Source organism: Sulfitobacter sp. 15WGC, from assembly GCF_005068605.1.
Taxonomy (GTDB): domain Bacteria; phylum Pseudomonadota; class Alphaproteobacteria; order Rhodobacterales; family Rhodobacteraceae; genus Sulfitobacter; species Sulfitobacter faviae.
On record NZ_SZNL01000003.1, the window covers coordinates 173,242 to 198,313 of the forward strand.

Here is a 25,072-nt window from a genome sequence, read left to right on the forward strand (position 1 = left end):
AGCAGCGGCACACCCAAATATGGTTAATTAGACGTTTTCACGCAACACGCTACCGGCAAGGTAGAGCGAGCCGCAGATCAGCACACGCGCATGGGGTTCGCGGGCGATGATCGCCTTGAGCGCCTCGGTGACGGTCTCGGCCTCTGCGGTCTCGAACCCCACATCGCGCGCCACCTTCGCCGTCGTCTCGGCAGGCAGGGTCGCCGCCTCGCCGGGGATCGACACGGCGGTAAGGCTTGCCGCCTCTGCCGCCAGCGGGCGCAGGTATCCGGCAATGTCCTTGGTGTTCAACATGCCGCAAATCAGATGCGTCGGGCGTTTCGGCAGGGCCGCCAGCGTGGCCGCCAATGCCGCCCCCGCAGCCGGGTTATGGCCGCCGTCGAGCCACAACTCGCCCTCGGGCGCCATATCGGCAAGCGGCCCGTCTGACAGCCGTTGCATCCGCGCGGGCCACTGCGCCTGCGTCACGGCAGCCTCACAGGCCTCTGCATCGACGCCAAGTTGGCGCAGCGCGGCCAGCGCGGCCCCGGCGTTCATGATCTGGTGGTCGCCGGGCAGATTGGGGCGCGGCAGATCAAGCAGGCCGCGCTCATCCTGATAGACCATGCGCCCGGCTTCGGGCGCGACATGCCACTGCTGACCATAGGCCAAGAGCGGTGCGCCAAGTTTCGCAGCGCGGTCTTCGATCACTTCAAGCGCGGGGTCTTCCTGCTTGCCGACCACGCAAGGGACAAGCCGCTTGATGATACCCGCCTTTTCCCCTGCGATCTCGGCCAGTGTTTCGCCCAGATATTGCTGATGATCGACCGAGACCGGGCTGATCACGGTCAAGGCGGGATCGACCACATTCGTCGCGTCGAGCCGTCCTCCGAGGCCGACTTCGAGCAGGGTATAATCGGCAGGCACCCGCGAAAAGGCGAGGATCGCGGCGCAGGTCGTGATCTCGAAATAGGTGATCTCTTCGCCGCCATTGGCGGCATGGCATTCGTCCAGCACGGCGGCGAGGTCCGGCTCCGAGATCAATTCCCCCGCGACCCGGATGCGCTCATGAAACCGCGCCAAATGCGGCGAGGTATAGGCGTGCACCGTCTTTCCCGCTGCCTCCAGCCCGGCGCGGATCATCGCTTGGGTCGAGCCTTTGCCATTGGTGCCCGCAATATGGATCACCGCCGGCAGGTCGTTCTGCGGATTGCCCAAGGCATCGAGCAGCCGCCACATCCGGTCGAGCGTCAGGTCGATGATCTTGGGGTGCAGCGCCATCATCCGTTCAAGGATGACGTCGGATGAAGGCGTGCTCATTTCTTCTCTGGCGTGTCGGCGGGCAGATCTGCTGCGGCCTGAACGGCGGCGGCGGCCTCGGCCACCTCAAGCTCTTCGGGGGCGGGCAAGTCGCCGCGCACGGCAGGGGGCAGGCCCATCAGCATGCGGGTGATGGTGATCAACTCATCACGCATCTCGGTCCGCTTGGTCACCCGGTCGAGCATCCCGTGGTCGAGCAGGTATTCCGCGCGCTGGAAGCCCTCGGGCAGTTTTTCGCGGATGGTCTGTTCGATCACGCGCGGCCCGGCAAAACAGATCAGCGCATTCGGCTCGGCGATCTGCACATCGCCCAGCATCGCGTAGGACGCGGTGACGCCCCCGGTGGTGGGATGGGTCAGCACGACGATGTAAGGAAGCCCCGCCTCTTTCAGCATCTGCACGGCGACGGTGGTGCGCGGCATCTGCATCAGGCTCAGGATGCCCTCCTGCATCCGCGCGCCACCGGCGGCGGAGAACAGCACCAGCGGGCGCTTCAGCTTCACGGCTTCCTCGGCGGCGGCAATGATTGCATTGCCGACATACATGCCCATCGACCCACCCATGAAGGAAAAGTCCTGCGCGCAGGCGACGATCGGCGTGCGACCAATATCGCCGGTCACGACCAGCATCGCCTCATGCTCACCGGTCTGCTTTTGCGCGGCCTTCATCCGGTCGGGATAGCGCTTCTGGTCTTTGAAATGCAGCGGGTCGGGTGTGGGCGCCGGGACCTTCACCTCGGTAAAGATGCCACCGTCGAACAGCGCTTTGAAGCGCGCGCGGGGGCTGATGTGCATGTGATGGCCGCAGTTCGTGCAGACGTTCAGATTGTCCGCCAACTCACGGTGAAACAGCATGGTGCCGCATTCGTTGCACTTGGTCCACAGATTGTCCGGCGTCTCGCGGCGCGAGAAGATCGAGTTGATTCGCGGGCGGACGTAGTTCGTGATCCAGTTCATTGGCAGGCCTCTGCTGTGGTTCCGTCCCAGATAATCCCCGCATGGGGAAATTGCAATCAGCGGCGTATCGCCAGCCGCGCCGCCAGCCATGAGACCAGCATCAAGGCGAAGTCCACCGGCAACCATGAGCGCAACGCCGCCGCGTCATCCATCGAAAAGGGCGTGAGATAAAGCGCCAGCCCCGAAAGATCATCCGGCAAAGAGACAATGAGAATGGCCGAGACATTGTTCCACAGATGCACCGCGATGGCGGGCCCAAGCGAGCCGGAGCGCGCGGTGAGGTCCGCCATCAGGATGCCGAAAACCCCGGCCCAAAGCGCCACCATCAGCGCGTTCTCCCCCGCCTCGGCAGGCAGGTAATGGCCCGCTGCGAACAGTACCGACGGCAGCACCATCCAGATCAGCGGCGCGTTGAACCGCGCCGCGAGTTGCTGCTGCACATAGCCGCGAAAGACGATCTCTTCGGCGCTGACCTGCACCAACACGGCCAGCAACGACAGCGGCAAAAGCAGCAACCAGCGGCCCAAGGGCAGGTTCGGCGTCAACTCACCGCCCATGTCCCAAGGCGGCAGGACCGCCAATGCGACGCCCAGCAGCAACATCGCCCCCGAAACCGCGCGAAAACCGGGCCAGAGCCGCCCCGGCAGGCCAAAAAGGCTCCCCGCGCTGCGCCGGTGCACGATCCGCACGGTCACGGCGACGGCCATCGCCATGGTGCCAAAGCTGAACAGCAGCAGATACATCGCCTGCGGCGTGGCCCCTTTCAGAAGATCGCCATGCAGCGACGGGGCCGCCGATCCCGCCAGCCCATAGACCGTCTGAAAGTAAAGCTCGTTCAGCGCGACATAGGCCACCACGGCCACGAACAGCCCCAGAAAAAACCGCCACAGTGCCGAGGTCTTGCGCGCGGGCGCGACAAAGGCCGCGTGGGCGCTGTAATCGGGCCGCCAGTTCATCAGCGGCGCCGTTCAAATCGGGGGTGGTGCTTGCAGAGCATATGCCGGGCCTTCACGCTTGCGGGCGGGCCGAACCGACCGCGCCAGAAGGTCAGAACCTATGCCCTAACACGCTGCAATACAACAGTTCCCCCGCCTCATACGCGCCAAAGCCTTGCAGCATAGCCGCCGCCCGACTATTCCATTCAAGACGTTTCAAGGAGCCCACCGATGTCCACCACGCCCCGCTTCGACAAATCCCGGCTGCCCAGCCGCCATGTGACCGAAGGCCCCGCCCGCGCGCCGCACCGGTCCTACTACTATGCCATGGGCATGACCGAAGAAGAGATTCACCAGCCGCTGGTGGGCGTCGCCACCTGCTGGAACGAAGCCGCCCCCTGCAACATCGCGCTGAACCGTCAGGCGCAGGCGGTGAAGGTTGGCGTGCATTCCGAACAGGGCACCCCGCGCGAGTTCACCACCATCACCGTCACCGACGGCATCGCCATGGGGCACGAGGGCATGCGCTCCTCGCTGGCCTCGCGCGAGGCGATTGCCGACACGGTGGAACTGACCATGCGCGGCCACTGCTATGACGCGATCGTCGGGCTGGCGGGCTGTGACAAGTCGCTGCCTGGGATGATGATGGCGATGCTGCGGCTGAACGTGCCGTCGGTCTTCCTCTACGGCGGGTCGATCCTGCCGGGCAAAGCCCCTGCGGGCGCCGATGTGCCGGAAGATTTCGCCACCCGCGACCTGACCGTGCAGGACATGTTCGAGGCCGTGGGCCGCTTCCAGAACGGCTCCATGTCCCAGGCTGCCCTCGACGTGCTCGAACGCGTCGCCTGCCCCTCTGCCGGGGCCTGCGGTGGCCAGTTCACCGCCAACACCATGGCCTGCGTCTCCGAAGCCATCGGCCTAGCGCTGCCGAACTCCTCCGGCATGCCCGCGCCCTACGAGAGCCGCGACGCCTATGCCGAGGCCTCGGGTGCGGCGGTGATGAACCTGATTGAGAAGAACATCCGCGCGCGCGACATCTGCACCCGCGAAGCCTTTGAGAACGCCGCGCGCATCGTGGCCTGTACCGGCGGGTCCACCAACGCGGGCCTGCACCTGCCGGCCATGGCCCATGAGGCGGGGATCGAATTCTACCTCGAAGACGTCTGCGAGATCTTCCGCGACACGCCTTACTTCGTCGATATGAAGCCGGGCGGTCAGTACGTCGCCAAGGACCTCTACGACGCCGGCGGCGTGCCGGTGGTGATGAAGGAGCTGCGCAAGGCGGGCCTCTTGCACACCGACTGTCTGACCGCCACGGGCCGTTCTATCGGCGAAGAACTGGACCGCATCGACCGCGAGGCCGACGGCAAGGTGATCCACTCGGTCGCCACCCCGATCAGCAAGACCGGCGGCGTCGTGGGCCTGAAAGGCAACCTCGCCCCCGAAGGCGCCATCGTGAAGATCGCGGGCATGGCCGAGGAAGACATCGTCTTCACCGGACCGGCGCTGGTGTTCGAATGCGAGCAGGACGCCTTCGAGGCGGTGCAAAACCGCGCCTACAAGGAAGGCGACGTCTTCGTAATCCGCAACGAAGGCCCTGCAGGCGGCCCCGGGATGCGCGAAATGCTGGCGACCACAGCGGCGCTTTCGGGTCAGGGCATGGGCAAGAAGGTGGCGCTGATCACCGACGGACGCTTCTCTGGCGCGACGCGCGGTTTCTGCGTTGGCCACGTCGGCCCCGAAGCGGCACATGGCGGCCCGATCGCGCTGCTGAAGAACGGCGACATGATCACCCTCGACGCGGTCAAGGGCAGCATCACCGTGGACCTCTCGGACGAGGAACTGGCCGAGCGCCGCAAGGCATGGGCTGGCCCGCGTGCCACCAACTACGAAAGCGGCGCGCTGTGGAAATACGCGAAACTCGTCGGCCCCACCTACCTTGGCGCGGTAACACATCCCGGCGCCAAGGCGGAGACCCATGATTACATGGACCTCTAAAAGCCCGCTTGCGGCGCTTGCGATGCTCACCCTGTCCGCCTGCGAAGGCGGTCAGGGTTTTTCCTTTGGCGGCAGACCCGCCACACCTGAGAAACCGCTGCTGCAAACAGCTTTGGCCGGGGGCGCGGTGCAGGTGGTGCCGCCGCAGGGCTATTGCATCGACCCCAAAAGCCTCAAACGTCGCTTTGCGCTGATGGCGCGTTGCGATGCGCTTGGCCTGCCTGATGCGGTCAGCGCCGCGCCGCGCGGCATTCTCACCCTCGCGCTGATCGAAGCCGAGGCCGACGCGCCCCTGCCGACCCCGCAACAGGTTGCCGAAGCGGCGGGGCTAAGCCAGTTGCAAGAGGCCGGTCGCATCGAAGGGGCATCAATCTTTGTGGCTCAAGGGCCGGTGCCCGCCGAGGGCATGTCCCCCCGCCATTGGCGCGGCACAGCGCGGATCGGCGGCCATGTCGCCAGCGTCACCCTCTATGGCGCGCCGCAAAGCCGCGCCATTTCCGAAGAGGGCCGCGCGCTGGTGGCAGAGCTGATCCAGCAAAGCCGCAGCAAAAGCGCAACGCCCACCGCCCCCGGCAGTTGACCGGCCTTTGTTTCCAAATCGGCAACACTGCCCGGGGCCGGAAACAATCACGGGGGCTATTCGTTTGAACGAAATCCCCGCCTTGCATAGACTGCGAGCAAACGAGAGGCGCAGGTCCATGGTCAACTTCCGCAGCGGTTATCTTGAGGGCAAGCTCTTTGCCCGCGCGCTGCAACGCTGGGCGGTTGCGGCCCGCAAAGCGGCCACGGCTGACCTTGCCACCCTGCGCCGCCAACGCAGCCGCGCCCGGCTGCTGCGCGCCGAACTGAACCGGCTGATCCACCGCGCCGAAGACCGCCTTGCCCTGCCTGCCATCGGGGCCAGCGGCTTCCCGAAACCACATAACGCCGATTGGGCATGGCGGCCCGAGTTGTGGCGCGGCCCGCTTGCCACGCCGGGGCTGTCCTCGGTCGCGACCAAATCCAAACTGGGCGAAGAGGTGACCCTGTTCCACGATTGCGCGCAGTCGGAACTGACCCTGCGCCAACTGCGCAACCTGCGCGAGGCCGATCTGGCCCCCTTTGGCCTGCAACTCGACGTGTTCAAATTCGACGGGTCATTCCTGTCGCTGGTGGTCGATCTGCCGACCGAGGCGATCACCGGATTGAAACGCCGCCACCTGATCCGCATGGATACGATTGTGGAATTGGAGCACCCGCTGGAGATCTTTGCCCGGCTCAACATCCGCCACGGGCCGAACACCGAACAGATCGTCCGCGAACTGCCCGCCGGTCAGGAAAGCATCAGCGTCGAATTCGATCTGGCCTATAGCAAGCTCAACGAGAAGCGGATCGAGGCGGCATGGGTCGACCTGATCTTTGAAGGGCCGGAGATGAACCAAGTCGTGCTGCGCGACCTCACTTTTTCCCGCTCCCCCCGCGCCCAGATCTAGGACCCCGTGATGAGCCGATATGACCTGACCAAAACCGTGCTGCGCCAAGGCGTCTGGCAGGGCCTGCTGACCGCCAAAGAGGGGGCAGACACGCCGCAGATCAGCGTGACCCATGAAGGCAAGGAGGTGACAGATATCACGTTAAAGGCCGAAGGGTCCGATGGGCGCTGGCATCTTTCCTTCCCGGTCCCGGCAGAGGCGATTGCCGATGGGGTCCAGACCCTCGTCATTACCGAAATGGCCAGCGGAGCGCATTTGGGTCATGTGACCCTGATCGCGGATGAAGCGCTCGGCGATGACATACGGGCCGAGATGGACCTGCTGCGCGCCGAACTCGACATGCTGAAACGCGCCTTTCGGCGGCATTGCCGCGAGACGGAATAAGCGAAACGCCCTCCCGCAGGCACCGCACCCAACAAAAAGCCCCGCTGTCTCCAGCGGGGCTTTGTGCATCTATGTGAAAGAGATCACTCGTTCGGACCCAGAGCCGACAGACCTTTGAGGATGTCGATGGCATAGGCCAGCTGGTAATCCTCTTCGCGCAGCTCTGCCGCTTTGCGGGCCTTTTCGCGGTCGTCTTCGATCTGCTTGATCTGATCGTCGGTCAGGCTGTCGTTGTTCAACCGGCCCCGCAGATCGGCTTCGGAGCGGAGGGGGCGTGCCGACAATGCGTCGTCATCTTCCTCAGTCTCTGGCGTGACCGGAGGCTGGGCCACGACGATATCGGGCGATACGCCAAGCGCTTGGATCGACCGGCCCGAGGGCGTGTAGTAGCGCGCCGTGGTCAGGCGCATGGCCCCGTCCCCGCGCAACGGCATCACGGTCTGGACCGAGCCTTTGCCAAAGCTCTTGGTGCCGATGACGATGGCGCGGCGGTGGTCTTGCAAAGCGCCCGCGACAATCTCGGAAGCCGAGGCCGAACCGCCGTTGATCAGCACGACAATCGGCTTGCCCATCGCCAGATCACCCGGCGTGGCGTTCACCCGGTCACCGTCTTCGATATCCCGACCCCGGGTACTGACGATCTCGCCTTCCTCAAGAAAGGCATCCGAGACGGCAATTGCCTGATTAAGCAGGCCACCGGGGTTGTTGCGCATGTCGATGACGATGCCGTTGAGATTCTCAATGCCGCCCGCCTCTTCGATCTGCTGCTCCAACCCTTCCTTCATCTTCGGATAGGTCTGCTCGTTAAAGGTGGTCAGGCGCAGCACGGCGGTATCGCCCACGGTGCGGGCCCGCACGGCGGTCAATTGGATCGTGTCACGCACGATGGAGACGTCAAAAGGCTCAGGCTCCCCTTCCCGCACCACGGTGATCAGGATCTCGGACCCGACCGGCCCGCGCATCATCTCAACCGCATCGTCGAGGCCAAGACCCAGCAGGCTTTCGCCATCGACATGGGTGATGAAATCCCCCGCTTCGATCCCGGCCTCAGCAGCCGGCGTGCCGTCGATGGGGGAGACGACTTTGACAAAACCCTCTTCTTGGGTGACCTCAATGCCAAGGCCGCCAAACTCCCCACGCGTCTGTTCGCGCATCTTCTCGGCGTCTTTCGGCGAGAGGTAGGACGAATGCGGATCAAGCGAGGTGAGCATGCCGTTGATGGCCGCTTCAATCAGGTCGCCGGGATCGACATCTTCGACATATTGGGCGCGGATGCGTTCGAAAATATCACCGAAAAGATCGAGTTGTTCGTAAACATTGGTCGTCTTCTCGGCCTCTTGCGCCAGCAGCGGCCCGGCGATCTGGGTGGTGGCGACCACCCCCGCCACCGTGCCTGCAACGGCTGCCATCACGAATTTCTTCATCTGCTATCCATCCTTGTCGGTGCGGAACCAGTCTGCCGGATCCTGAGGTGTGTTGTCTTGCCTGACTTCTATATAGAGCGTTTCCGTCCGGTCAGTGCCAGTGGCTTCACCATTTGGTGACATCTGAGAAGTTGTGCCGCTTTCCGGCCCGCCCATCAACCCGATGGGGGTGCCACCGGCAATCACCTGCCCGGCTTGGCCGTAAACCACATCCAGCCCCGCCAACACGAAAAGCGTGTCGACCTGCGGCTCAAGGATCACGACATTGCCCAGATCAAGCAGCGGCCCAACATAGCGGATCGTCGCCGCCGAGGGGCTGGTGACGATGGCACGCGGGCGGGTGGCAAGGATCATACCGGGCCGCGTCACGCCCGCCGAATCCGTCTCTCCGGCCTTGCGGATCACCAGCCCCTGTGCGGGCAAGGGCAGATCGCCCACCTGCCCGTCGAGGTTCACCGGCGCAGGCTCAACCGCGCCGGTGGTGATCTCGGACAGGCCGCTGGCAAAGCCGTCCAGCGTCTCGGTCGAGGCGATAAGGATCGCAGTGCGCACCGGATCTTCGGTAAAACGCATCGGCAGATCGGTGCGGGCGGCCATGGCCTGATTGAGCGCGGTGCGCGCGGCCTGAAGCTCGGTCAGCCCGTCTTGCAGGCGCTGCGCTGCGTCGGTTTGGAGCGCACGCAGGGTCTTGATGTCCTCATAGTCCTGCCGCAGCGCATCGGCGCGGGCGTTCAGCGCAGGCGTCAATTCAGCCAGCAACATGCCCGCGCGGGCGGTGCCCATCGGGCCATCGGGGTGCAGCAGCACCACGGGCGACGGGTCACCGCCGATGCTTTGCAAGACGCCCAAGAACTGCGCCACCTCACCCTCGCGCGCCTGTAGCTTGCGGCTGAGCTGCGCCTCGTTGATCGCCGCCTGCCGCAGCCCGGCCCGCATCGCCGCCAGACCTGCCTCAAACGCCTGAATCGTCTCGGTCAGCGCCTTGACCCGGTCGCGCGCGCCATCGGCTTGGTCCAGCCGCGCCGATGCCGCCTCCAAGGCGGTCGCGGCTGCGCGTGCCTCCGCGGCGGCCTCATCGGCCTGTGCCTGTGCCATCAGGGGCAGACAGGCAAAAAGGACAGCCGCGGCAAGATGTTTCATGAAAGCAGGCTTTTCCCGGTCATTTCTTCGGGCTGCGGCAGGCCCATCAAATCAAGCACCGTGGGTGCCAGATCGGCCAACCGCCCATTGCGCAGCGCCGCCCCTTCGGGCGCGCCCACCGCCACCACCGGCACGGGGTTGAGCGTATGGGCCGTATGCGCCCCGCCGGTCTCGGGGTCGATCATCATCTCGCAATTGCCGTGATCCGCGGTGACGATCATCGCGCCGCCTGCGGCCTCCAGCGCCTTGAGCACCCGGCCCAGCCCCGCATCCACCGCTTCACAAGCCGCGATCGCCGCCTCCAGATCGCCGGTATGGCCGACCATATCGGGGTTGGCGTAGTTCACCACGATCAGATCATAGCCCGCCTCGATCGCCTGTACGAATTGATCCGTCACCTCGGCAGAGGACATTTCCGGTTGCATGTCATAGGTCGCCACATTAGGCGATTTGGGCATGTTGCGGTCCTCCCCCGTGGCCGGAGTCTCAACCCCGCCATTGAGGAAAAAGGTCACATGGGGATATTTCTCGGTCTCGGCCAGCCGGAACTGCCGCAGCCCCTGCTGCGCCACCCAATCGCCCAGCGTGTTCTTGATGTCCGGCTTGGGGTACATCGTGGTCATATAGGCGGCGTGGTCTTTGGAGTATTCCGCCATGCCCATCTGCGCCGCCCAATCGGGGCGCGGGCCGGTGTCATAGGCGTCAAAGCCCGGATCGCCCAAAGCCGCCATAATCTCCCGCGCGCGGTCAGCGCGGAAGTTGAGGCAGAAGAACCCGTCGCCAGAAGCCGCCCCCGCGTAGCCCTCGATCACGCTGGCGGTGATGAATTCATCCGTCTCGCCCCGCCCATAGGCCGCCTCAACCGCCGCGCGGGGATCGGGGAACCTCTCCCCTTCGCCATGCAGGATCGCCGCCGAAGCCTTGCCGACCCGGTCCCAACGGTTGTCGCGGTCCATCGCGAAATAGCGCCCCGTCACGGTGACAACCTTCACGGCCTCGGGCAGCGCCGCCTTCAGCGTCTCGAAATAGCCAAGGGCTGAGGACGGCGCCACGTCGCGCCCATCGGTCACCGCATGGATCACCACCGGCAGCCCTGCCGCATCCAGCGCGCAGGCGGCGGCGATCATATGGCTGAGATGCCCATGCACCCCCCCGTCCGAGACGACGCCCATCAAGTGCGCGGTGCCGCCGGTTTCCTTGAGCTTGGCGATGAAATCTTGCAGGCGCTCATTCTTGGCAAAGCTGCCCTCTTCGATGGCCAGATCGATCTGCCCCAGATCCATCGCCACCACCCGGCCCGCGCCGATATTGGTGTGGCCGACCTCGGAATTGCCCATCTGCCCGCGCGGCAGCCCCACATCGGGGCCATGGGTGATCAACTGCGCCTGCGGCCCCGCCTGCATGATCCGGTCGAAATTTGGCGTCTTGGCCAGCAGGGGCGCGTTGCCTTCCCGCACCTCGCTCAAGCCCCAACCGTCAAGGATGCACAATACGACAGGTTTGGGGGCGCTCATCAGACTGTTGCTCCGGATTGGTGGCTGTTCAGCGCCTTTTACCCCTTGTGGGCTGGCACTTGAACCACTTTGTGCACAAGCCCCCCATTCCCGCGCAGAGCCCTTGCCCCGCGCGGCTGCTTTGGTCATAACGAGTGGCAACTTTCGCCTGAGCCGAGGACCAACTCCATGACCCTGCAAGCGCCCGAAACCCGCATCGTGAACACTTGGCGCGTGGCCTGCGACGGCAGCGAAGGCGCGCTTGGCCACCCGCGCGTCTGGCTGCAAATCCCCCAGGATCGCGGCTGGGTCGAATGCGGCTATTGCGACTGCAAATTCGTCCATGCGGATTTCGAAGGCAAAGTCTGAGCCTTCCCGGCCCCCATCTGAACATCTGAACCGACGGCACGAACCTGCCCGCGCGGCGCATTGGCGTCTGGCCGTGGGCCATGCTTCGTGGCAAAAGGGTCGCCAACCCAGCGGAGCATTCCTATGACATTCGGCAAAGGCCACCACCTGCATCTGATCGACGGCTCTGCCTTCATCTTTCGCGCCTATCACGCCCTGCCGCCGCTGACGCGCAAATCCGACGGCTTGCCGATTGGCGCCGTGGCGGGCTTCTGCAACATGCTGCACCGCTATGTAGAGGGTAACACCGGCCCCAACGCGCCCACCCATGTTGCCGTGATCTTTGACAAGGGCAGCCATACTTTCCGCAACGACATGTACGATCAGTACAAGGCCAACCGCGATGCGATGCCCGAAGACCTGCGCCCGCAGATCCCGCTGACCCGCACCGCGACCGAAGCCTTCAACATCGCCTGCAAAGAGCTTGAGGGATATGAGGCCGATGACATCATCGCCACCCTCGCCGTACAGGCCCGCGCCGCCGGGGGGCGTTGCACCATCATCAGCTCCGACAAGGATCTGATGCAGCTTGTAGGCGACGGGGTGGAAATGCTCGACGCGATGAAGAACAAGACCATCGACCGCGATGGGGTGTTCGAGAAGTTCGGCGTCTATCCCGAACGCGTGGTCGACGTGCAAGCGCTGGCGGGCGATTCGGTCGACAACGTCCCCGGCGCGCCCGGCATCGGGATCAAGACGGCGGCGCTTTTGATCAATGAATATGGCGATCTGGATGCGCTGCTTGAGCGCGCGGGCGAGATCAAACAGCCCAAGCGCCGCCAGACCCTGATCGACCACGCCGAGCAAATCCGCCTGAGCCGCAATCTTGTCCTGCTGGATGAGAACACGCCGCTCGACTTCACCATCGACGATCTCGAAGTGCGCGACCCCGATGCGGACCGCCTGCTGGGGTTCTTGTCCGAGATGGAGTTCCGCACCCTGTCGAAACGCGTGGCCGAGGTGCTGGGCCGCGAGGCCCCGGCCATCCCCGAAGCGCCCGCCCCCGCCGTGGCCGATGCGCCGCAGGTGGCCGACGTGGCCTTTGACCACAGCAAGTACGAACAGGTCGGCGACGCCGAAGCGCTGCGCGTCTGGCTCAACCGAATTTACGAGCGGGGCTATGTCGCGGTGGACACCGAGACCACCGGCCTCAATGAGATGACCGCGGAACTGGTCGGCGTTTCGCTGGCCGTGGAGCCCGGGCAGGCCTGCTACATCCCGCTGACCCACAAAGCCAGCCGCGACGATGACCTCTTCGGCGGAGAGGGGCTGGCCCCCGGTCAGATGCCGGTCGAAGAGGCGCTGCAACTGCTGACCCCGATGCTTGAGGATCCCGCGATCCTCAAGATCGGGCAGAACATGAAATACGACAGCAAGATTTTCGCCCAACTGGGCATCGCAGTCGCGCCCATCGACGACACCATGCTGATGTCCTATGCGATGCACGCGGGCCTGCATGGCCACGGCATGGATACGCTGTCTGAGCGCTACCTCGGTCACACACCGATGCCGATCAAACCGCTTTTGGGCAGCGGCAAATCCGCCGTGACCTTCGACAAGGTGCCGCTGGCCGATGCCGTACCCTATGCCGCTGAGGATGCCGATGTCACCCTGCGCCTCTGGCAGCTTTTCAAGCCACAGCTGCACCGCGCCGAGGTGACCAAGGTCTACGAAACGCTGGAGCGCCCGCTGGTGCCGGTCTTGGCGCAGATGGAGCGGTCAGGCATCGAGGTCGACCGCGATACGCTCAGCCGCATGTCCAACGCCTTCGCCCAGAAAATGGCCGGGCTGGAGGCGGATATTCACGCGTTGGCGGGCGAGAGCTTCAACGTCGGCTCCCCCGCCCAGCTTGGCGAAATCCTCTTTGGCAAAATGGGGCTGCCGGGCGGCAAGAAGGGCAAGACCGGGAAATACTCTACCGGCGCGGATGTGCTGGAAGACTTGGCGACCGAACATGACCTCGCCCGCCGGGTGCTGGACTGGCGGCAGCTGTCCAAGCTGAAATCGACCTATACCGACGCGCTGCAAGACCATGTGAACGCCGAGACGGGCCGCGTGCACACCTGCTATTCCATCGCCGGGGCGGCGACGGGACGGCTCGCGTCGACAGACCCCAACCTGCAAAACATCCCGATCCGTTCCGAAGAAGGCCGCCGCATCCGCGAGGCTTTCGTCGCCCCCGAGGGCAAGGTGCTGGTGGCGTTGGACTACAGCCAGATCGAGCTGCGGATTCTGGCGCATATCGCCCAGATCGACGCGCTCAAGGAAGCCTTCCACCGTGGCGATGACATCCACGCCATGACGGCGTCCGAGATGTTCGACGTGCCGATGGATCAGATGACCCCTGAGATCCGCCGCAACGCCAAGGCGATCAACTTCGGCGTGATCTACGGCATCTCGGGCTTCGGCCTTGCGCGCAACCTGCGCATTCCGCGGGCCGAGGCGCAGGGTTTCATCGACCGCTATTTCGAGCGTTTCCCCGGCATCCGGACCTATATGGACGACACCAAAGCCTTTGCGAAAGAGCATGGCTATGTGCAGACGCTCTTTGGCCGCAAGATCAACACGCCCAACATCGGCGCCAAGGGGCCGCAGGCCGGTTTCGCCGCCCGCGCCGCGATCAACGCGCCGATCCAAGGCACCGCCGCCGACGTGATCCGCCGCGCCATGGTGCGGATGCCCGAGGCGATCGCCGATCTGCCTGCGACCATGCTGTTGCAGGTGCACGATGAACTGCTGTTCGAGGTCGAAAAGGGTGCCGAAGATGCGCTGATCGCCGCCGCGCGCGAGGTGATGGAGAATGCCAACGATCCGGTGGTGAAGCTCGACGTGAAGCTGATCGTCGACGCCGGTGTGGGTGCCAATTGGGCGGAGGCGCATTGATGGAAGACGCGGCCCTTCCCGCAGACCTCGCCCAAGCGCTGGAAGAGACCGGCGCGCAGGCCGGTTGGGACAGCTACAGCGACGCGCTGCGCGCCGATGCGCTGGCGTGGATCGACGCGGCGCGGACCACGACGGCGCGGTCAAAGCGGGTGGATGACGTGGCGCGCTTTGCCGGCAAGGGGCTGCCGCCGACGCCGTTTCAGTAGGGTGGAGGGCCATCGCCTGCCCGCGGGTTGGCGATCCAAGCTCAGTTCCTGCCACTTTATCTCTCAGCCATGATGTGGGGCCTCAAGGTTACGCCCAGCCTCACCAAATCGCCTACCCGGTGGGGCGGGCAGGCGATGGCCCGGCGCCTGCGGCTTGATTCCGGGCCGCCTCCATTCTCGGGCGATGGCCCTTTGTACACGCGTCCCCCATGCGCTAGATCATGCAGCATGACCCCGATCCTCTACTCCTTCCGCCGCTGCCCCTATGCCATGCGCGCCCGCCTCGCCATTGCTGCCGCGCAAACCCCTGTCCACCTGCGCGAAGTCGTCCTGCGCGACAAACCGCAAGCCTTCCTCGACGCCTCGCCCACCGCCACGTGCCCTGCCTCGTCACCGAAACCGGCCCCATCGACGAAAGCCTCGACATCATGAAATGGGCGCTGGCCCAGAACGATCCCGAAGGCTGGCGCGACATGCCGTCCGAAGGCCACGACTGGATCGCCCGCGCCGACGGCCCGTTCAAAGACGCGCTGGACCGCACCAAATACGCCACCCGCTACCCCGAGGCGGACCCCGAAGAGCAACGCGCCAAGGCGGCAACCTTCCTCCATGACCTCGACGCGCAACTGGGGGACTGGATCTTTGACCGCCCCACGCTGGCGGATTACGCGATCCTGCCCTTCGTTCGGCAGTTCGCCTTTATCGACCGCGCTTGGTTCGACGCGCAGAACTGGCCCGCGCTGCGCGGCTGGCTCGACCGCTTCCTCGCCTCGCCCCGCTTTGAAAGCGTGATGGACAAATACCCCCAATGGCAGCCCGAAGATACGCCGGTGTCATTCCCCTAAGGCGGACACCCACCCCAAGGACTGCTCCGTCGGGCCGCCCGAAAAATACTCCCCGCTGACAAAACCGTCATAGCCTGCCCGCAGCGCGGCAAAGAGCCCGTCGAAGTCGACATCACCGCTGCCCGGCGCCCCGCGCTCTGGCGCGTCGCCTAGCTGCACATGGTGGATAAGGAAGCGATATTCCTCGAAAACCGCCACGGCATCGCCATGGATCATCTGCGCGTGAAAACTGTCGAATTGCAGTGCTACATTTGGCGCATCTACCGCCGCCAGCAGCTCCGCCGCCTGGGCGTAGTCGTTCAAGAAATACCCCGGTTTGGCCTGCGGGCAGAGCGGTTCGATCATCAAGGTGACCCCCGGCGGCGTCTCTGCCGCGGCATGGCGCAGGTTCGCCACGAAAGCCTTTGCCGCCGCTGGCCCCTCGGCCTCCCCGGCCATGACATGCACCATTCTGGGTCGCAGCGCCTCCACATAGCGCCAGACCCGGCGCATATCATGGGCGAAACGCGCCTCCCCTCCCGGCAGGGCGGCGAAACCGGGCGGACCGCCCGTGTAATTCGGCGGCGGCGCGTTGATCAGGGCGAGCGCTAATCCATTGCGCAGCAAGGCGCGCTGCGTCTCTTTTGCGGGCATGTCATAGGGGAACAAAACCTCGACCGCGCCAAACCCCGCCTCCGCCGCCGCGTCGAACCGGTCCAGATAGGGCAGTTCGGACCAAAGCAGCGATAGGTTGGCGGCGGCGGTGATCGGCATTCGGGTCTTTCGGTGAACTTACGGCAGGTCTTCCGAAGGGATGATGCCAAAGAATTCCCCACCCGACCAGACACCAAACCAGCCATCGCGGTGCTGGCCCAGATCGACCAAGCGGTAAAAGCTCTTGCGGTCGATCAGCGCCTCAAGATTGCGGCGCACCAGCACATAGGGCGCAGGTTCGCCCGTCTCTTCATCGCGGACCACGCGGATCGGATGGGCCGGCCCTGCCTCGGCCACATCGCCCAGATTGGTCAAAAACCGCAACTGCTGCGCCTCGCCTGCGCCCTCGGCCTCGAAATCCACGGCGACGAATGGGGCATCTTCGACGGTAATGCCGACCTTTTCCACCGGGGTTTTCAGGAAATAATCATCCCCCTCGCGCCAGAGAATCGATGCGAACAATTTGACCATTTCGATCCGGCCAATGGGTGTGCCTTGATAGAACCACGTCCCATCGCGTTTGATCTGCATGTCCAGATCGCCGCAAAATTCCGGGTTCCACTTCTCAAGCGGCGGGGTTCCGCGCGCTTTTGCGGCCTTGGCGGCTTCGATCAAACTGTCTGCCGTGGGTGTCACGGTATTTTGTCCGCTCATTGGTTTTGCCATTCCCTTTGGTCGCGATACACTTACACCTGAAAGATATAACTCCGGGGAAAGAAATGTCATGGCCGAAGCGGATGATCTGATCGCGCAAATCGAAGCGCTGACCGAAAAGCTCGCCGCGGCGAAACAGTCGATCACCGGGCGTTTCGTCGGGCAAGAGCAGGTCGTCGACCTTGCGCTGACGGCGCTGCTCTGTGGTGGGCACGGCCTGCTGATCGGGCTGCCGGGCTTAGGCAAGACCCGGCTGGTTGAGACATTGAGCACGGTCATGGGCCTGCACGGCAACCGCGTGCAATTCACCCCCGATCTGATGCCCGCCGATATTCTGGGCTCCGAAGTGCTCGACACCGCGCCTGATGGCAGCCGGGCCTTTCGCTTTGTCGAAGGGCCGATTTTTTGTCAGCTCTTGATGGCCGATGAGATCAACCGCGCCAGCCCGCGCACGCAATCCGCCCTGTTACAGGCGATGCAAGAGAAAACCGTGACCGTCGCGGGGCAAGACCGCCCGCTTGGCCAGCCCTTCCATGTGCTCGCCACGCAAAACCCGATCGAGCAAGAAGGCACCTACCCCTTGCCCGAAGCGCAGCTTGACCGTTTCCTCGTGCAGATCGACGTGGCCTACCCCGACCGCGCGACAGAGCGGGACATTCTGCTGGCCACCACCGGTGTCGAAGAGGGCACTGTGCGGCCGGTCTTCACCACCGAAGATCTGCTCTCTGCCCAAAACCTGCTGCGCCGGATGCCCGTGGGCGACAGCGTGGTGGAACTGATCCTCGATCTTGTCCGCGCCTTCCGCCCCGATGAGCCTGAGGCCACCCAGCCCGTGCGCGACAGCGTCGCTTGGGGCCCCGGCCCCCGTGCCGCGCAGGCGCTGATGCTGACCGTGCGCGCCCGTGCGCTGCTGGAGGGGCGGTTGGCCCCCTCCGCCGAAGATGTGCTCGCCATGGCCCGCCCAGTGCTGAGCCACCGGATGGCGCTGAACTTTGCCGCCCGCGCGAGGGGCGAAAGCCTGCAAAGCCTGATCGACGCCACCGCCGGTCAATTGATCGGGAAAAAGGCCGCCGCGTGACCCATAGCCCCCTGTCCCTCAGAGCCAGCGCCGAGGGCGAAGCGGCCCGGCTGCCCGCCCTGCTGGCGCGGGCCGAGCATTTGGCCGGTGCCGTTCTGCCCGGTGCCCATGGCCGCCGCCGCGCGGGGACGGGGGATGATTTCTGGCAATACCGCCCGGCACAGATCGGCGACAGCCGCCGCATGGTCGACCACCGCCGCTCGGCGCGCGGCGATCAGGAGTTCGTGCGCGAGCGCGAGTGGCAGATCGCGCAGTCCGTCATGCTCTGGGTCGATCAGGGGGCCTCGATGCGCTTTGCCTCGGACAAGGCGCTGCCTGACAAGGCCGACCGCGCCCGCCTTTTGGGCCTTGCGCTGGCAATCCTGCTGCTGCGCGGGGGGGGAGCGTGTGGGCCTGACCGGCACCGCCCTGCCCCCACGGCGCGGCAATCCGCAGGTGCTGCGACTGGCCGAATTGCTCTGCCAAGACGATGGCCAAGACTACGCCCCGCCCGAACATCGCGGCATGATCCCCCATGCGCGGGCGGTCTTCATCTCGGACTTCATGGGCGATCTCGACCCGGTGCAGACCGCCCTGACCAAGGCCGCCGATCGCGGCGTGCGTGGCGTGCTCTATCACCTGCTCGACCCGGCGGAGGAGGCTTTCCCCTTTGCGGGCCGTACCATCTTCGAAAGCGTCGGCGGCAGTCTGCGACATGAGACGCTCAAGGCGAACGATCTGCGTGATCGCTACCTCGACCGGCTGGCGGCGCGCAAAGGCGCCTTGCAGCAACTCTGTGCCCGGACCGGCTGGCGCTATGGGCTGCACCACACCAACGCCACGGCGCAGTCGGCGCTGCTCTGGCTCTATGGCGCGCTGGACGCGCGGCAGGGGAGTGCGGCATGAGCGTCTTTGGCGGCATCGGTTTCACCGCGCCTTGGCTGCTGCTGGCCCTGCTGGCGCTACCGATCCTTTGGCTAATCCTGCGGGCCGTGCCGCCCGCGCCGGTTCGCCGCCGTTTTCCCGGGGTGGCGCTGCTTCTGGGGTTGGCGGATGACGACAGCACCAGCGACCGCACCCCGTGGTGGCTGCTTTTGCTGCGGATGCTGGCCGTGGCCGCGATCATCATCGGCCTTGCCGGGCCGGTGCTGAACCCGCAGGCCGAGGCGGAAGAGGGCAGCGGCCCCTTGCTGATTCTGCTCGACGGCTCATGGGCCGGGGCCAGCGGCTGGGACCGACAGATGGCCGCCGTTGACGCGCAACTCACCCGCGCCGGGCGGGCCGAGCGGACGGTGGGTATCCTCAGCCTCACCGACCCGCAGGTGCCGACCTTCCAATCCGCCGACGCGTGGCGCAGCCGTCTGGCCGGGTTCACCCCCGCGCCGTGGCAACCGGCCCCGGCAGAGCTGACCCGCGCGACCGAGATCATGGCGGCCCTGCCCGCCTTCGACACCCTGTGGTTCAGCGACGGGTTGGACTATCCGGGCCGCGATGAGTTGCTTGCCGCGCTGCAATCCAAAGGCGCGGTCGAGGTGCACCAATCCGCGGGCAATGTCATCGGCATCGCGCCCGCAGTCTACCAAGACGGCGCGATCGACCTGACCCTGCGCCGCGCCGCGCCCGGACCGGAACGGGCGGCGGTGGTGCAAGCCCATGGCCGCGATCCGGCGGGCAACGCCCGCGTGCTCGCCACCGCCAATGCGACGTTCGAAGCGGGCGCGACCGAGGCCCGCACCTCCCTTTCGCTGCCGGCCGAAATGCGCGCGCGGCTCACCTCTTTCGACATTGCGGGCCAACGCTCCGCCGGGGCGCGCAGCTTGGTCGATGACGGGCTGCGCCGCCGCGAAGTCGCGCTGATCCGGGGGCGCGGGGCGCAGGAGGGGCTGCAACTGCTCTCGCCGTTGCATTACATCGAACAGGCGCTGGCCCCGAGCGCCGATCTGATTGACGGCACCCTGACCGAGGTGCTGCCCGCCAACCCCGATGTGATCGTGCTGGCGGATGTGGCCACCCTTGCCCCTGCTGAGGCCGAGCCGCTGCAAGAGTGGATCGACGCGGGCGGCATGCTCATCCGTTTCGCCGGGCCGCGCGTGGCGGCGAGCGATGTCAGCCGCATCGACGAAGACCCGCTAATGCCCGTGCGCCTGCGCGCCGGGGGCCGCAGTGTCGGCGGCGCGATGTCTTGGGGGGAGCCCAAGGCGCTGGCCCCCTTCCGCAACGGGTCGCCTTTCTTCGGGCTGACGGTGCCCGATGACGTGACCGTTTCGGCCCAAGTCGTGGCGCAACCCGACCCGACGTTGGCTGACCGCGTGATCGCCGCGCTCAGCGATGGCACCCCGCTGGTCACGCGCAAAGCCGTGGGTCAGGGGCAGATCGTGCTGTTCCACGTCACCGCCACGGCGGAATGGTCCACCCTGCCGCTTTCGGGTCTTTTCGTGCAGATGATGGAACGACTGGCCGTGTCATCGGGTGCCAGCGCCCCCGAGGCCGAGAGCCTTGAGGGCACCACCTGGACCCCGATGCGGGTGATGGACGGTTTCGGCAGCCTGTCGGACGCGGGCAACCTGCCGGGCGTTGCGGGGCCTGACCTGATCTCGGCCCCCGCAGGCCCCGCCCTGCCGCCCGGCATCTACGGCGCCGAAGACCGGCGGCTTGCGCGCAATGTGCTCACCGCCGAGACTGCCCTCACCCCCGCCACATGGCCCGCCGATGTGCCGCTGCGCGGCCTTGCCCTGCCGCCGGAACAGCCACTCGCCGGGGCGCTTCTGAGCCTCGCCATCCTCTTGCTCGTGGCCGATGTGCTGGCTTCCCTCGCCCTTTCGGGGCTGCTGCTGCGCCGCTCCACCGGCAGCTTGGCGCTGGCTTTGGGGCTGGCCATCGCCCCGCAAATGGGCGACGCGCAAGAGAATGACCCCGAAAGCTTTGCCATACGCTCGGCCTCGGAGGTGACGCTGGCCCATGTGCTGACCGGCAACAGCGACGTTGACGAAATCGCCCGCGCCGGGCTGATCGGCCTGTCGGACACGCTCTATTTCCGCACCACGGTGGAGCCTGACCTGCCCACCGGCGTTGATCTTGAGCAGGACGAACTGGCCTTCTTTCCGATCCTCTATTGGCCGGTGACCCCCGACCAACCACAGCCCTCGTCCGAGGCTTATGGCAAGCTGAACGACTACCTCCGCTCGGGCGGGCTGATCCTGTTCGATACGCGGGACGCGGATATCGCCAGCTACGGTGCCGCCAGCCCGAATGGGCGCAAGCTGCAGGAACTGGCCGCGCCGCTCGACATTCCGCCGCTTGAGCCGCTGCCCGGCGACCATGTGCTGACGCGCACCTTCTATCTGCTGCAAGATTACCCCGGACGCTACAGCAGCCGCGATGTCTGGGTCGAGGCCGCGCCGCCCGATGCCGAACGGATCGAGGGGATGCCCTTTCGCAACCTCAATGACGGGGTGACGCCGGTGGTGATCGGGGGCAACGACTGGGCCGCCGCTTGGGCCGTGCGCCGCGATGGCGCGCCGCTTTTGCCCATCGGGCGCGGCTTTGCCGGAGAGCGGCAGCGCGAACTGGCCTACCGCTTTGGCGTGAACCTTGTCATGCATGTGCTGACCGGCAACTACAAATCCGATCAGGTCCATGTGCCTGCGCTGCTGGATAGGTTGGGCCAATGACCGGAACCGTGCTTTTCGACCCGCTGATCCCATTGCCGCTGCTGATTGGCCTTGCGGTGCTGGCCGCGCTCGGCCTGCTACTGGCGCTGTGGCGCGGCCTGTCGGGCTGGGCCCTGCGGGGCTTGGCGGCGGCGGTGGTTCTGGCCGCGCTCGCCGGGCCATCCTACCAGACCGAAGACCGCGCGCCGCTGTCGGACATCGTGCTGCTCTTGGAAGACGAAAGCGCCAGCCAGCGGCTCTCCGACCGCGCCGCACAGACCGACGCGGCGGCAGAGGCGCTCTCTGCCCGCATCGCCGCCCGCCCCAACACCGAGCTGCGTCGGATCACCGTGCCGGATGGGGCCGAGGATGCCGGCACCCGGCTGATGACCACGCTGGCCGATGCGCTGGCCGAAGAGCCACGCGCGCGGATCGCGGGCATTCTGGCGCTTAGCGATGGCCGGGTGCATGATGCGGACCTGCCGCTCGACCTGCCCGCGCCGCTGCATCTGCTGCAAACCGGCCGGGCCGAGGATTGGGACCGCCGCCTGACCGTGCGCAACGCCCCGGCCTTTGCCATCATCGGAGAGCCGGTGACCCTGACGCTGCGCATCGACGATCTGGGAGCCGCGCCCGAGGGCGGCGGGCTGACCCAGCTTGATATCTCTGTCGATGGGGAAGAACCACAAAGCTTCAACGTGCCGATTGGCCAAGACCTCGAACTGCCCGTGGCCCTGCCCCACGGCGGGCGCAACGTGATCCGCTTCTCCCTGCCCGAAGCCGAGGGGGAGTTGACCGACCGCAACAATGCCGCGCTGATCCAGATGAACGGCGTGCGCGACCGGCTCAGCGTGCTCTTGGTCTCAGGCGAGCCGCATCCCGGCGGGCGCACGTGGCGCAACTTGCTGAAGTCCGACAGCGCGGTCGATCTGGTGCATTTCACCATTCTGCGCCCGCCCGACAAACAGGATGGGGTGCCGGTGAACGAGCTGTCGCTTATCGCTTTTCCGACGCGCGAGTTGTTCATGGAAAAGATCGACGACTTTGATCTCATCATCTTTGACCGCTACCAACGGCGCGGCATCCTGCCTGCGCTCTACCTCGACAATGTGGCGCAATATGTGCGCAAGGGCGGGGCGGTGCTGGTCGCGGCAGGGCCGGATTTCGCCAGTGCCGACAGTCTCTACCGGTCGCCGCTCGGCACGGTGCTGCCCGCCACCCCCACCGCGCGGGTGTTGGAGGAAGCCTTCCCCCCGGTCGTCACCGACATCGGCCAGCGCCATCCCGTCACCGCCGACCTGCCCGGCAAGGGCGACTGGGGCCGCTGGCTACGCCAGATCGACGTGACGACTGACAGCGGTGACGTGGTCATGACCGGCGCGGACGACCGCCCGCTTCTGGTGCTGGACCGGGTGGATGAGGGGCGCGTGGCGCTGCTCGCCTCTGACCACGCTTGGCTGTGGAACCGCGGCTATGAGGGCGGCGGCCCGCAGTTGGAATTGCTGCGCCGTCTGGCCCATTGGATGATGAAGGAACCCGAGCTTGAGGAAGAGGCGCTGATGGCCTCTGCCCAAGGCCGGACCATGCGCATCACCCGACGCACCTTGGACGAGACCGTGCCCCCCGTCACGATCACCGCCCCCGATGGCAGCACGACCGAACTGCCCCTCGCCCCCGCCGGGCCGGGCCGGTTCGAGGCGGAATATACCGGCGAAGAGATCGGCCTCTACCGGCTGGAGAACGGCGAGGAAGTGACCGTCATCGGCCTCGGCCCCGCCGCCCCGCGCGAGTTTGTCGAGACCATCGCCAGCGATGCGGCCCTGCGCCCGGCAATCGACAGCCTGCGCGGTGGGGTGGCACGGGTGGAGGATGGGCTCCCCCGTCTGCGCGACGTGCGCCTTGGCCGCCCCGCCGCCGGGCGCGGCTGGCTGGGGCTGACCCCGCGCGCGCTTACGAGACGCGCGATGTGCGGCAAACGCCGCTGCTGCCGGGGTGGCTGGTGCTCTTGCTCTCGGCGCTCTTCATCACCGCCGCATGGCTGCGCGAGGGCCGCCGCTAAAGCGCCCGCAGCAGCAAACCGCCCGCCAGTGTCACCACCACCAAGCCCGCCGTCAGCTCGGCCACCGCCGCGGCTTGGGCCAGCCTCGGCGATCCGGCCAGCCCGCCCAAGACCCCGGCGCGCAGCCCCGTTGCGGCCAAGCCGGTGGCGATGGTGATCAAGCCGGTGCCGAGCGCCATGGCAAAGGCCCCCAAGATGCCGACCCCGCCGATCCCCATATGCCAAGTGATCACCAGCACGAAAAGCGCGCCGGTGCAGGGCCGGATGGCGATCCCACCGATCAAGAGCAGCGCGTCGCGCAGCCTGCCCGCGCGCTGAACCTGCGCCAGACTGGGCCCATGGGCATGGCCGCAATGGCTGCATACTTCACCGGAATGCGCCGATCTGTCCTGCCGCGCATGGCGCAGCCCGCGCCAGATCAGCCAAAGCCCGATAAGGGCAATCGCGCCATAGCTCGCCGGGGCCATGATGTCTTCGGTCACGCCGACCAGCGCCTCCCGCCCAAGACCCAAGAGGAGGATCCCCGCATAGACCAGAACCACGGCGGTCACCGCTTGGCCCAAGGACGCCGCGAGCGCGATCAGCGAGAGCCGCAGCACCGGCACCGCCCGCGCCAACCCATAGCCGCCGATCACGATCTTGCCGTGCCCCGGCCCCGCCGCATGGACGACGCCATAGGCAAAAGACGCCAAAAGCACCGTCCAGAACGCCGCCGTATCGCCGCCCCGCGTGGCGCGCAGCCCGCTGGCGATGCTGTTTTGAAACCCGCGCTGCTGCCCTGCGGCCCAATGGGCAAGGGCGTTGAACCCGCCCGACCACCACAGCGCCGCCAGCGCCAGAAGGGTCGCCAATGCCGCCAGCGCTATGATGCGTCGCATGTGATCACCACTTCATTGGCCAAGGCTTCGCCGATCTCCGGGAGGCCCACATCGCTTGGGTCGGTATTGGCGTCCAACGCGCTCAAGTCCTGCTGAAGGGCGCGCAGATCGGCATTCATATCCGGCATCTTGACCCGCGCACGGCAGGTGTCACTGCCTTGGATGGTCACTTTCTGGGTCACCTCATAGGCGGTGTAATAGGTCGGATCATAGGGTTTGATGACCAACCCATCCGCCGCCGGTGCCGGGTCTTCGACCGCGCGCAGATGGCTGGTGATGATCCGGCCTTCGGCAAAGCGGGTTTCCACGTCCTGCGGCCCCGAGAGCGCGACCTCTTCGCCCCCCTCCAGCAAGACCGTATCGCCGTTGAACCCTTCGATCCACTGCATGTCGAACCCGTTGAGAGAGGCGACTTCCGCCTCCGTCAACACGCCGTCGTAATCGGGGTCGAGGCCGCGATCCTCGGTCACCAGGAGAGAGTAGAATTCGTCATAGGCCCATGTGATCCGCAGATGGGTCAACCGTCCCTCGGCATCGACGATCACTTCGAACCCGGTATCGACGAAGATATGCGGATGCGCGCCAAGCGGCGTGGCGCAGGCGATGACAGCGGCGGTGACGAGCGGGTACTTCATGGC

19 protein-coding genes and 3 pseudogenes are annotated in these 25,072 nt (G+C 65.9%); 12 read left to right on the top strand and 10 right to left on the bottom strand.

Annotated features, from left to right (window positions below):
• Positions 1 to 27 precede the first annotated feature (27 nt).
• Genes FCK22_RS03825 through FCK22_RS03835 form a run of 3 tightly spaced genes read right to left on the bottom strand, consistent with a single transcriptional unit; the run spans position 28 to position 3,211 of the window.
• Complete coding sequence (locus tag FCK22_RS03825; protein ID WP_067261142.1) at positions 28 to 1,299, bottom strand: folylpolyglutamate synthase/dihydrofolate synthase family protein; 1,272 nt, start codon at positions 1,297 to 1,299, stop codon at positions 28 to 30.
• A complete protein-coding gene (gene accD / locus FCK22_RS03830; RefSeq protein ID WP_136720227.1) occupies positions 1,296 to 2,255 on the bottom strand; it encodes an acetyl-CoA carboxylase, carboxyltransferase subunit beta in 960 nt (319 codons plus the stop codon). Before accD ends, FCK22_RS03825 begins: the two co-directional genes overlap by 4 nt.
• A 56-nt stretch (positions 2,256 to 2,311) precedes the next feature.
• On the bottom strand, positions 2,312 to 3,211 hold the full coding sequence (locus tag FCK22_RS03835; protein WP_067268047.1) for a CPBP family intramembrane glutamic endopeptidase: 900 nt from the start codon (positions 3,209 to 3,211) through the stop codon (positions 2,312 to 2,314).
• A 210-nt stretch (positions 3,212 to 3,421) separates the two neighbouring features.
• On the opposite strand from FCK22_RS03835, the gene ilvD reads away from it, so the two are divergent.
• From ilvD to FCK22_RS03855, 4 genes are all read left to right on the top strand, one after another.
• Positions 3,422 to 5,188 carry a dihydroxy-acid dehydratase gene (ilvD, locus tag FCK22_RS03840; protein WP_067268045.1) on the top strand — a complete coding sequence of 589 codons (1,767 nt, stop codon included), beginning with the start codon at positions 3,422 to 3,424 and terminating at the stop codon, positions 5,186 to 5,188.
• Positions 5,169 to 5,768, top strand: a complete 600-nt coding sequence (locus FCK22_RS03845) for a hypothetical protein (protein ID WP_067268043.1) — start codon at positions 5,169 to 5,171, stop codon at positions 5,766 to 5,768. Before ilvD ends, FCK22_RS03845 begins: the two co-directional genes overlap by 20 nt.
• 118 nt (positions 5,769 to 5,886) lie before the next feature.
• A complete protein-coding gene (locus FCK22_RS03850; RefSeq protein WP_067268041.1) occupies positions 5,887 to 6,660 on the top strand; it encodes a DUF6478 family protein in 774 nt (257 codons plus the stop codon).
• Between the two features lie 9 nt (positions 6,661 to 6,669).
• Positions 6,670 to 7,044, top strand: a complete 375-nt coding sequence (locus FCK22_RS03855; RefSeq protein WP_067268039.1) for a hypothetical protein — start codon at positions 6,670 to 6,672, stop codon at positions 7,042 to 7,044.
• An 83-nt stretch (positions 7,045 to 7,127) separates the two neighbouring features.
• Here the strand turns inward: FCK22_RS03855 and FCK22_RS03860 are convergent, their stop codons facing one another.
• Genes FCK22_RS03860 through gpmI form a run of 3 tightly spaced genes read right to left on the bottom strand, consistent with a single transcriptional unit; the run spans position 7,128 to position 11,122 of the window.
• A complete protein-coding gene (locus FCK22_RS03860) occupies positions 7,128 to 8,468 on the bottom strand; it encodes a S41 family peptidase (protein ID WP_067268037.1) in 1,341 nt (446 codons plus the stop codon).
• 3 nt (positions 8,469 to 8,471) lie between these two features.
• On the bottom strand, positions 8,472 to 9,608 hold the full coding sequence (locus FCK22_RS03865; RefSeq protein ID WP_136720229.1) for a peptidoglycan DD-metalloendopeptidase family protein: 1,137 nt from the start codon (positions 9,606 to 9,608) through the stop codon (positions 8,472 to 8,474).
• The gene (gene gpmI / locus FCK22_RS03870; RefSeq protein ID WP_067263004.1) at positions 9,605 to 11,122 is read right to left on the bottom strand and encodes a 2,3-bisphosphoglycerate-independent phosphoglycerate mutase; all 1,518 of its coding nucleotides are present in this window, start codon (positions 11,120 to 11,122) and stop codon (positions 9,605 to 9,607) included. Before gpmI ends, FCK22_RS03865 begins: the two co-directional genes overlap by 4 nt.
• Before the next feature lie 168 nt (positions 11,123 to 11,290).
• Here gpmI and FCK22_RS03875 point away from each other — a divergent pair, with 168 nt between their 5' ends.
• The 4 genes and pseudogenes from FCK22_RS03875 (at position 11,291) to FCK22_RS03890 (ending at position 15,443) form a co-directional block, all read left to right on the top strand.
• Positions 11,291 to 11,470 (top strand): zinc-finger domain-containing protein, encoded by a 180-nt coding sequence (locus FCK22_RS03875; protein ID WP_067263007.1) that lies wholly within the window; start codon positions 11,291 to 11,293, stop codon positions 11,468 to 11,470.
• A 123-nt stretch (positions 11,471 to 11,593) separates the two neighbouring features.
• Positions 11,594 to 14,392, top strand: a complete 2,799-nt coding sequence (gene polA, locus FCK22_RS03880; RefSeq protein WP_067263010.1) for a DNA polymerase I — start codon at positions 11,594 to 11,596, stop codon at positions 14,390 to 14,392.
• Positions 14,392 to 14,598: a YdeI/OmpD-associated family protein gene (locus FCK22_RS03885; RefSeq protein ID WP_067263012.1), complete on the top strand. Its 207-nt coding sequence runs from the start codon at positions 14,392 to 14,394 to the stop codon at positions 14,596 to 14,598. Before polA ends, FCK22_RS03885 begins: the two co-directional genes overlap by 1 nt.
• Positions 14,599 to 14,826: 228 nt before the next feature.
• A pseudogene (locus FCK22_RS03890) lies at positions 14,827 to 15,443 on the top strand (glutathione S-transferase).
• Here FCK22_RS03890 and FCK22_RS03895 read toward each other — a convergent pair.
• Both FCK22_RS03895 and FCK22_RS03900 read right to left on the bottom strand, forming a co-directional pair.
• Positions 15,432 to 16,196: a TIM barrel protein gene (locus FCK22_RS03895; protein ID WP_067263014.1), complete on the bottom strand. Its 765-nt coding sequence runs from the start codon at positions 16,194 to 16,196 to the stop codon at positions 15,432 to 15,434. The pseudogene FCK22_RS03890 and the gene FCK22_RS03895 sit on opposite strands and share 12 nt — an antisense overlap.
• An 18-nt stretch (positions 16,197 to 16,214) precedes the next feature.
• On the bottom strand, positions 16,215 to 16,790 hold the full coding sequence (locus tag FCK22_RS03900) for a DUF1285 domain-containing protein (protein ID WP_067263017.1): 576 nt from the start codon (positions 16,788 to 16,790) through the stop codon (positions 16,215 to 16,217).
• Between the two features lie 70 nt (positions 16,791 to 16,860).
• Here FCK22_RS03900 and FCK22_RS03905 point away from each other — a divergent pair, with 70 nt between their 5' ends.
• The 4 genes and pseudogenes from FCK22_RS03905 (at position 16,861) to FCK22_RS03920 (ending at position 23,556) form a co-directional block, all read left to right on the top strand.
• Positions 16,861 to 17,868 carry a MoxR family ATPase gene (locus FCK22_RS03905; protein ID WP_067263018.1) on the top strand — a complete coding sequence of 336 codons (1,008 nt, stop codon included), beginning with the start codon at positions 16,861 to 16,863 and terminating at the stop codon, positions 17,866 to 17,868.
• A pseudogene (locus FCK22_RS03910) lies at positions 17,865 to 18,753 on the top strand (DUF58 domain-containing protein). The gene FCK22_RS03905 and the pseudogene FCK22_RS03910 overlap by 4 nt, the downstream one beginning before the upstream one ends.
• Entirely contained in the window at positions 18,750 to 21,518 is a 2,769-nt protein-coding gene (locus FCK22_RS03915) for a DUF4159 domain-containing protein (protein ID WP_136720231.1), read from the top strand. The pseudogene FCK22_RS03910 and the gene FCK22_RS03915 overlap by 4 nt, the downstream one beginning before the upstream one ends.
• Positions 21,515 to 23,556 (top strand): annotated as a pseudogene (locus tag FCK22_RS03920) (hypothetical protein). Before FCK22_RS03915 ends, FCK22_RS03920 begins: the two are co-directional and overlap by 4 nt.
• On the opposite strand, the gene FCK22_RS03925 reads toward FCK22_RS03920, so the two are convergent.
• Entirely contained in the window at positions 23,553 to 24,434 is an 882-nt protein-coding gene (locus FCK22_RS03925; RefSeq protein ID WP_067267822.1) for a hypothetical protein, read from the bottom strand. The pseudogene FCK22_RS03920 and the gene FCK22_RS03925 sit on opposite strands and share 4 nt — an antisense overlap.
• Positions 24,419 to 25,069, bottom strand: coding sequence for a DUF1007 family protein (locus FCK22_RS03930; RefSeq protein WP_067267823.1), 651 nt, complete (start codon positions 25,067 to 25,069; stop codon positions 24,419 to 24,421). Before FCK22_RS03930 ends, FCK22_RS03925 begins: the two co-directional genes overlap by 16 nt.
• Between the last annotated feature and the right edge of the window lie 3 nt (positions 25,070 to 25,072).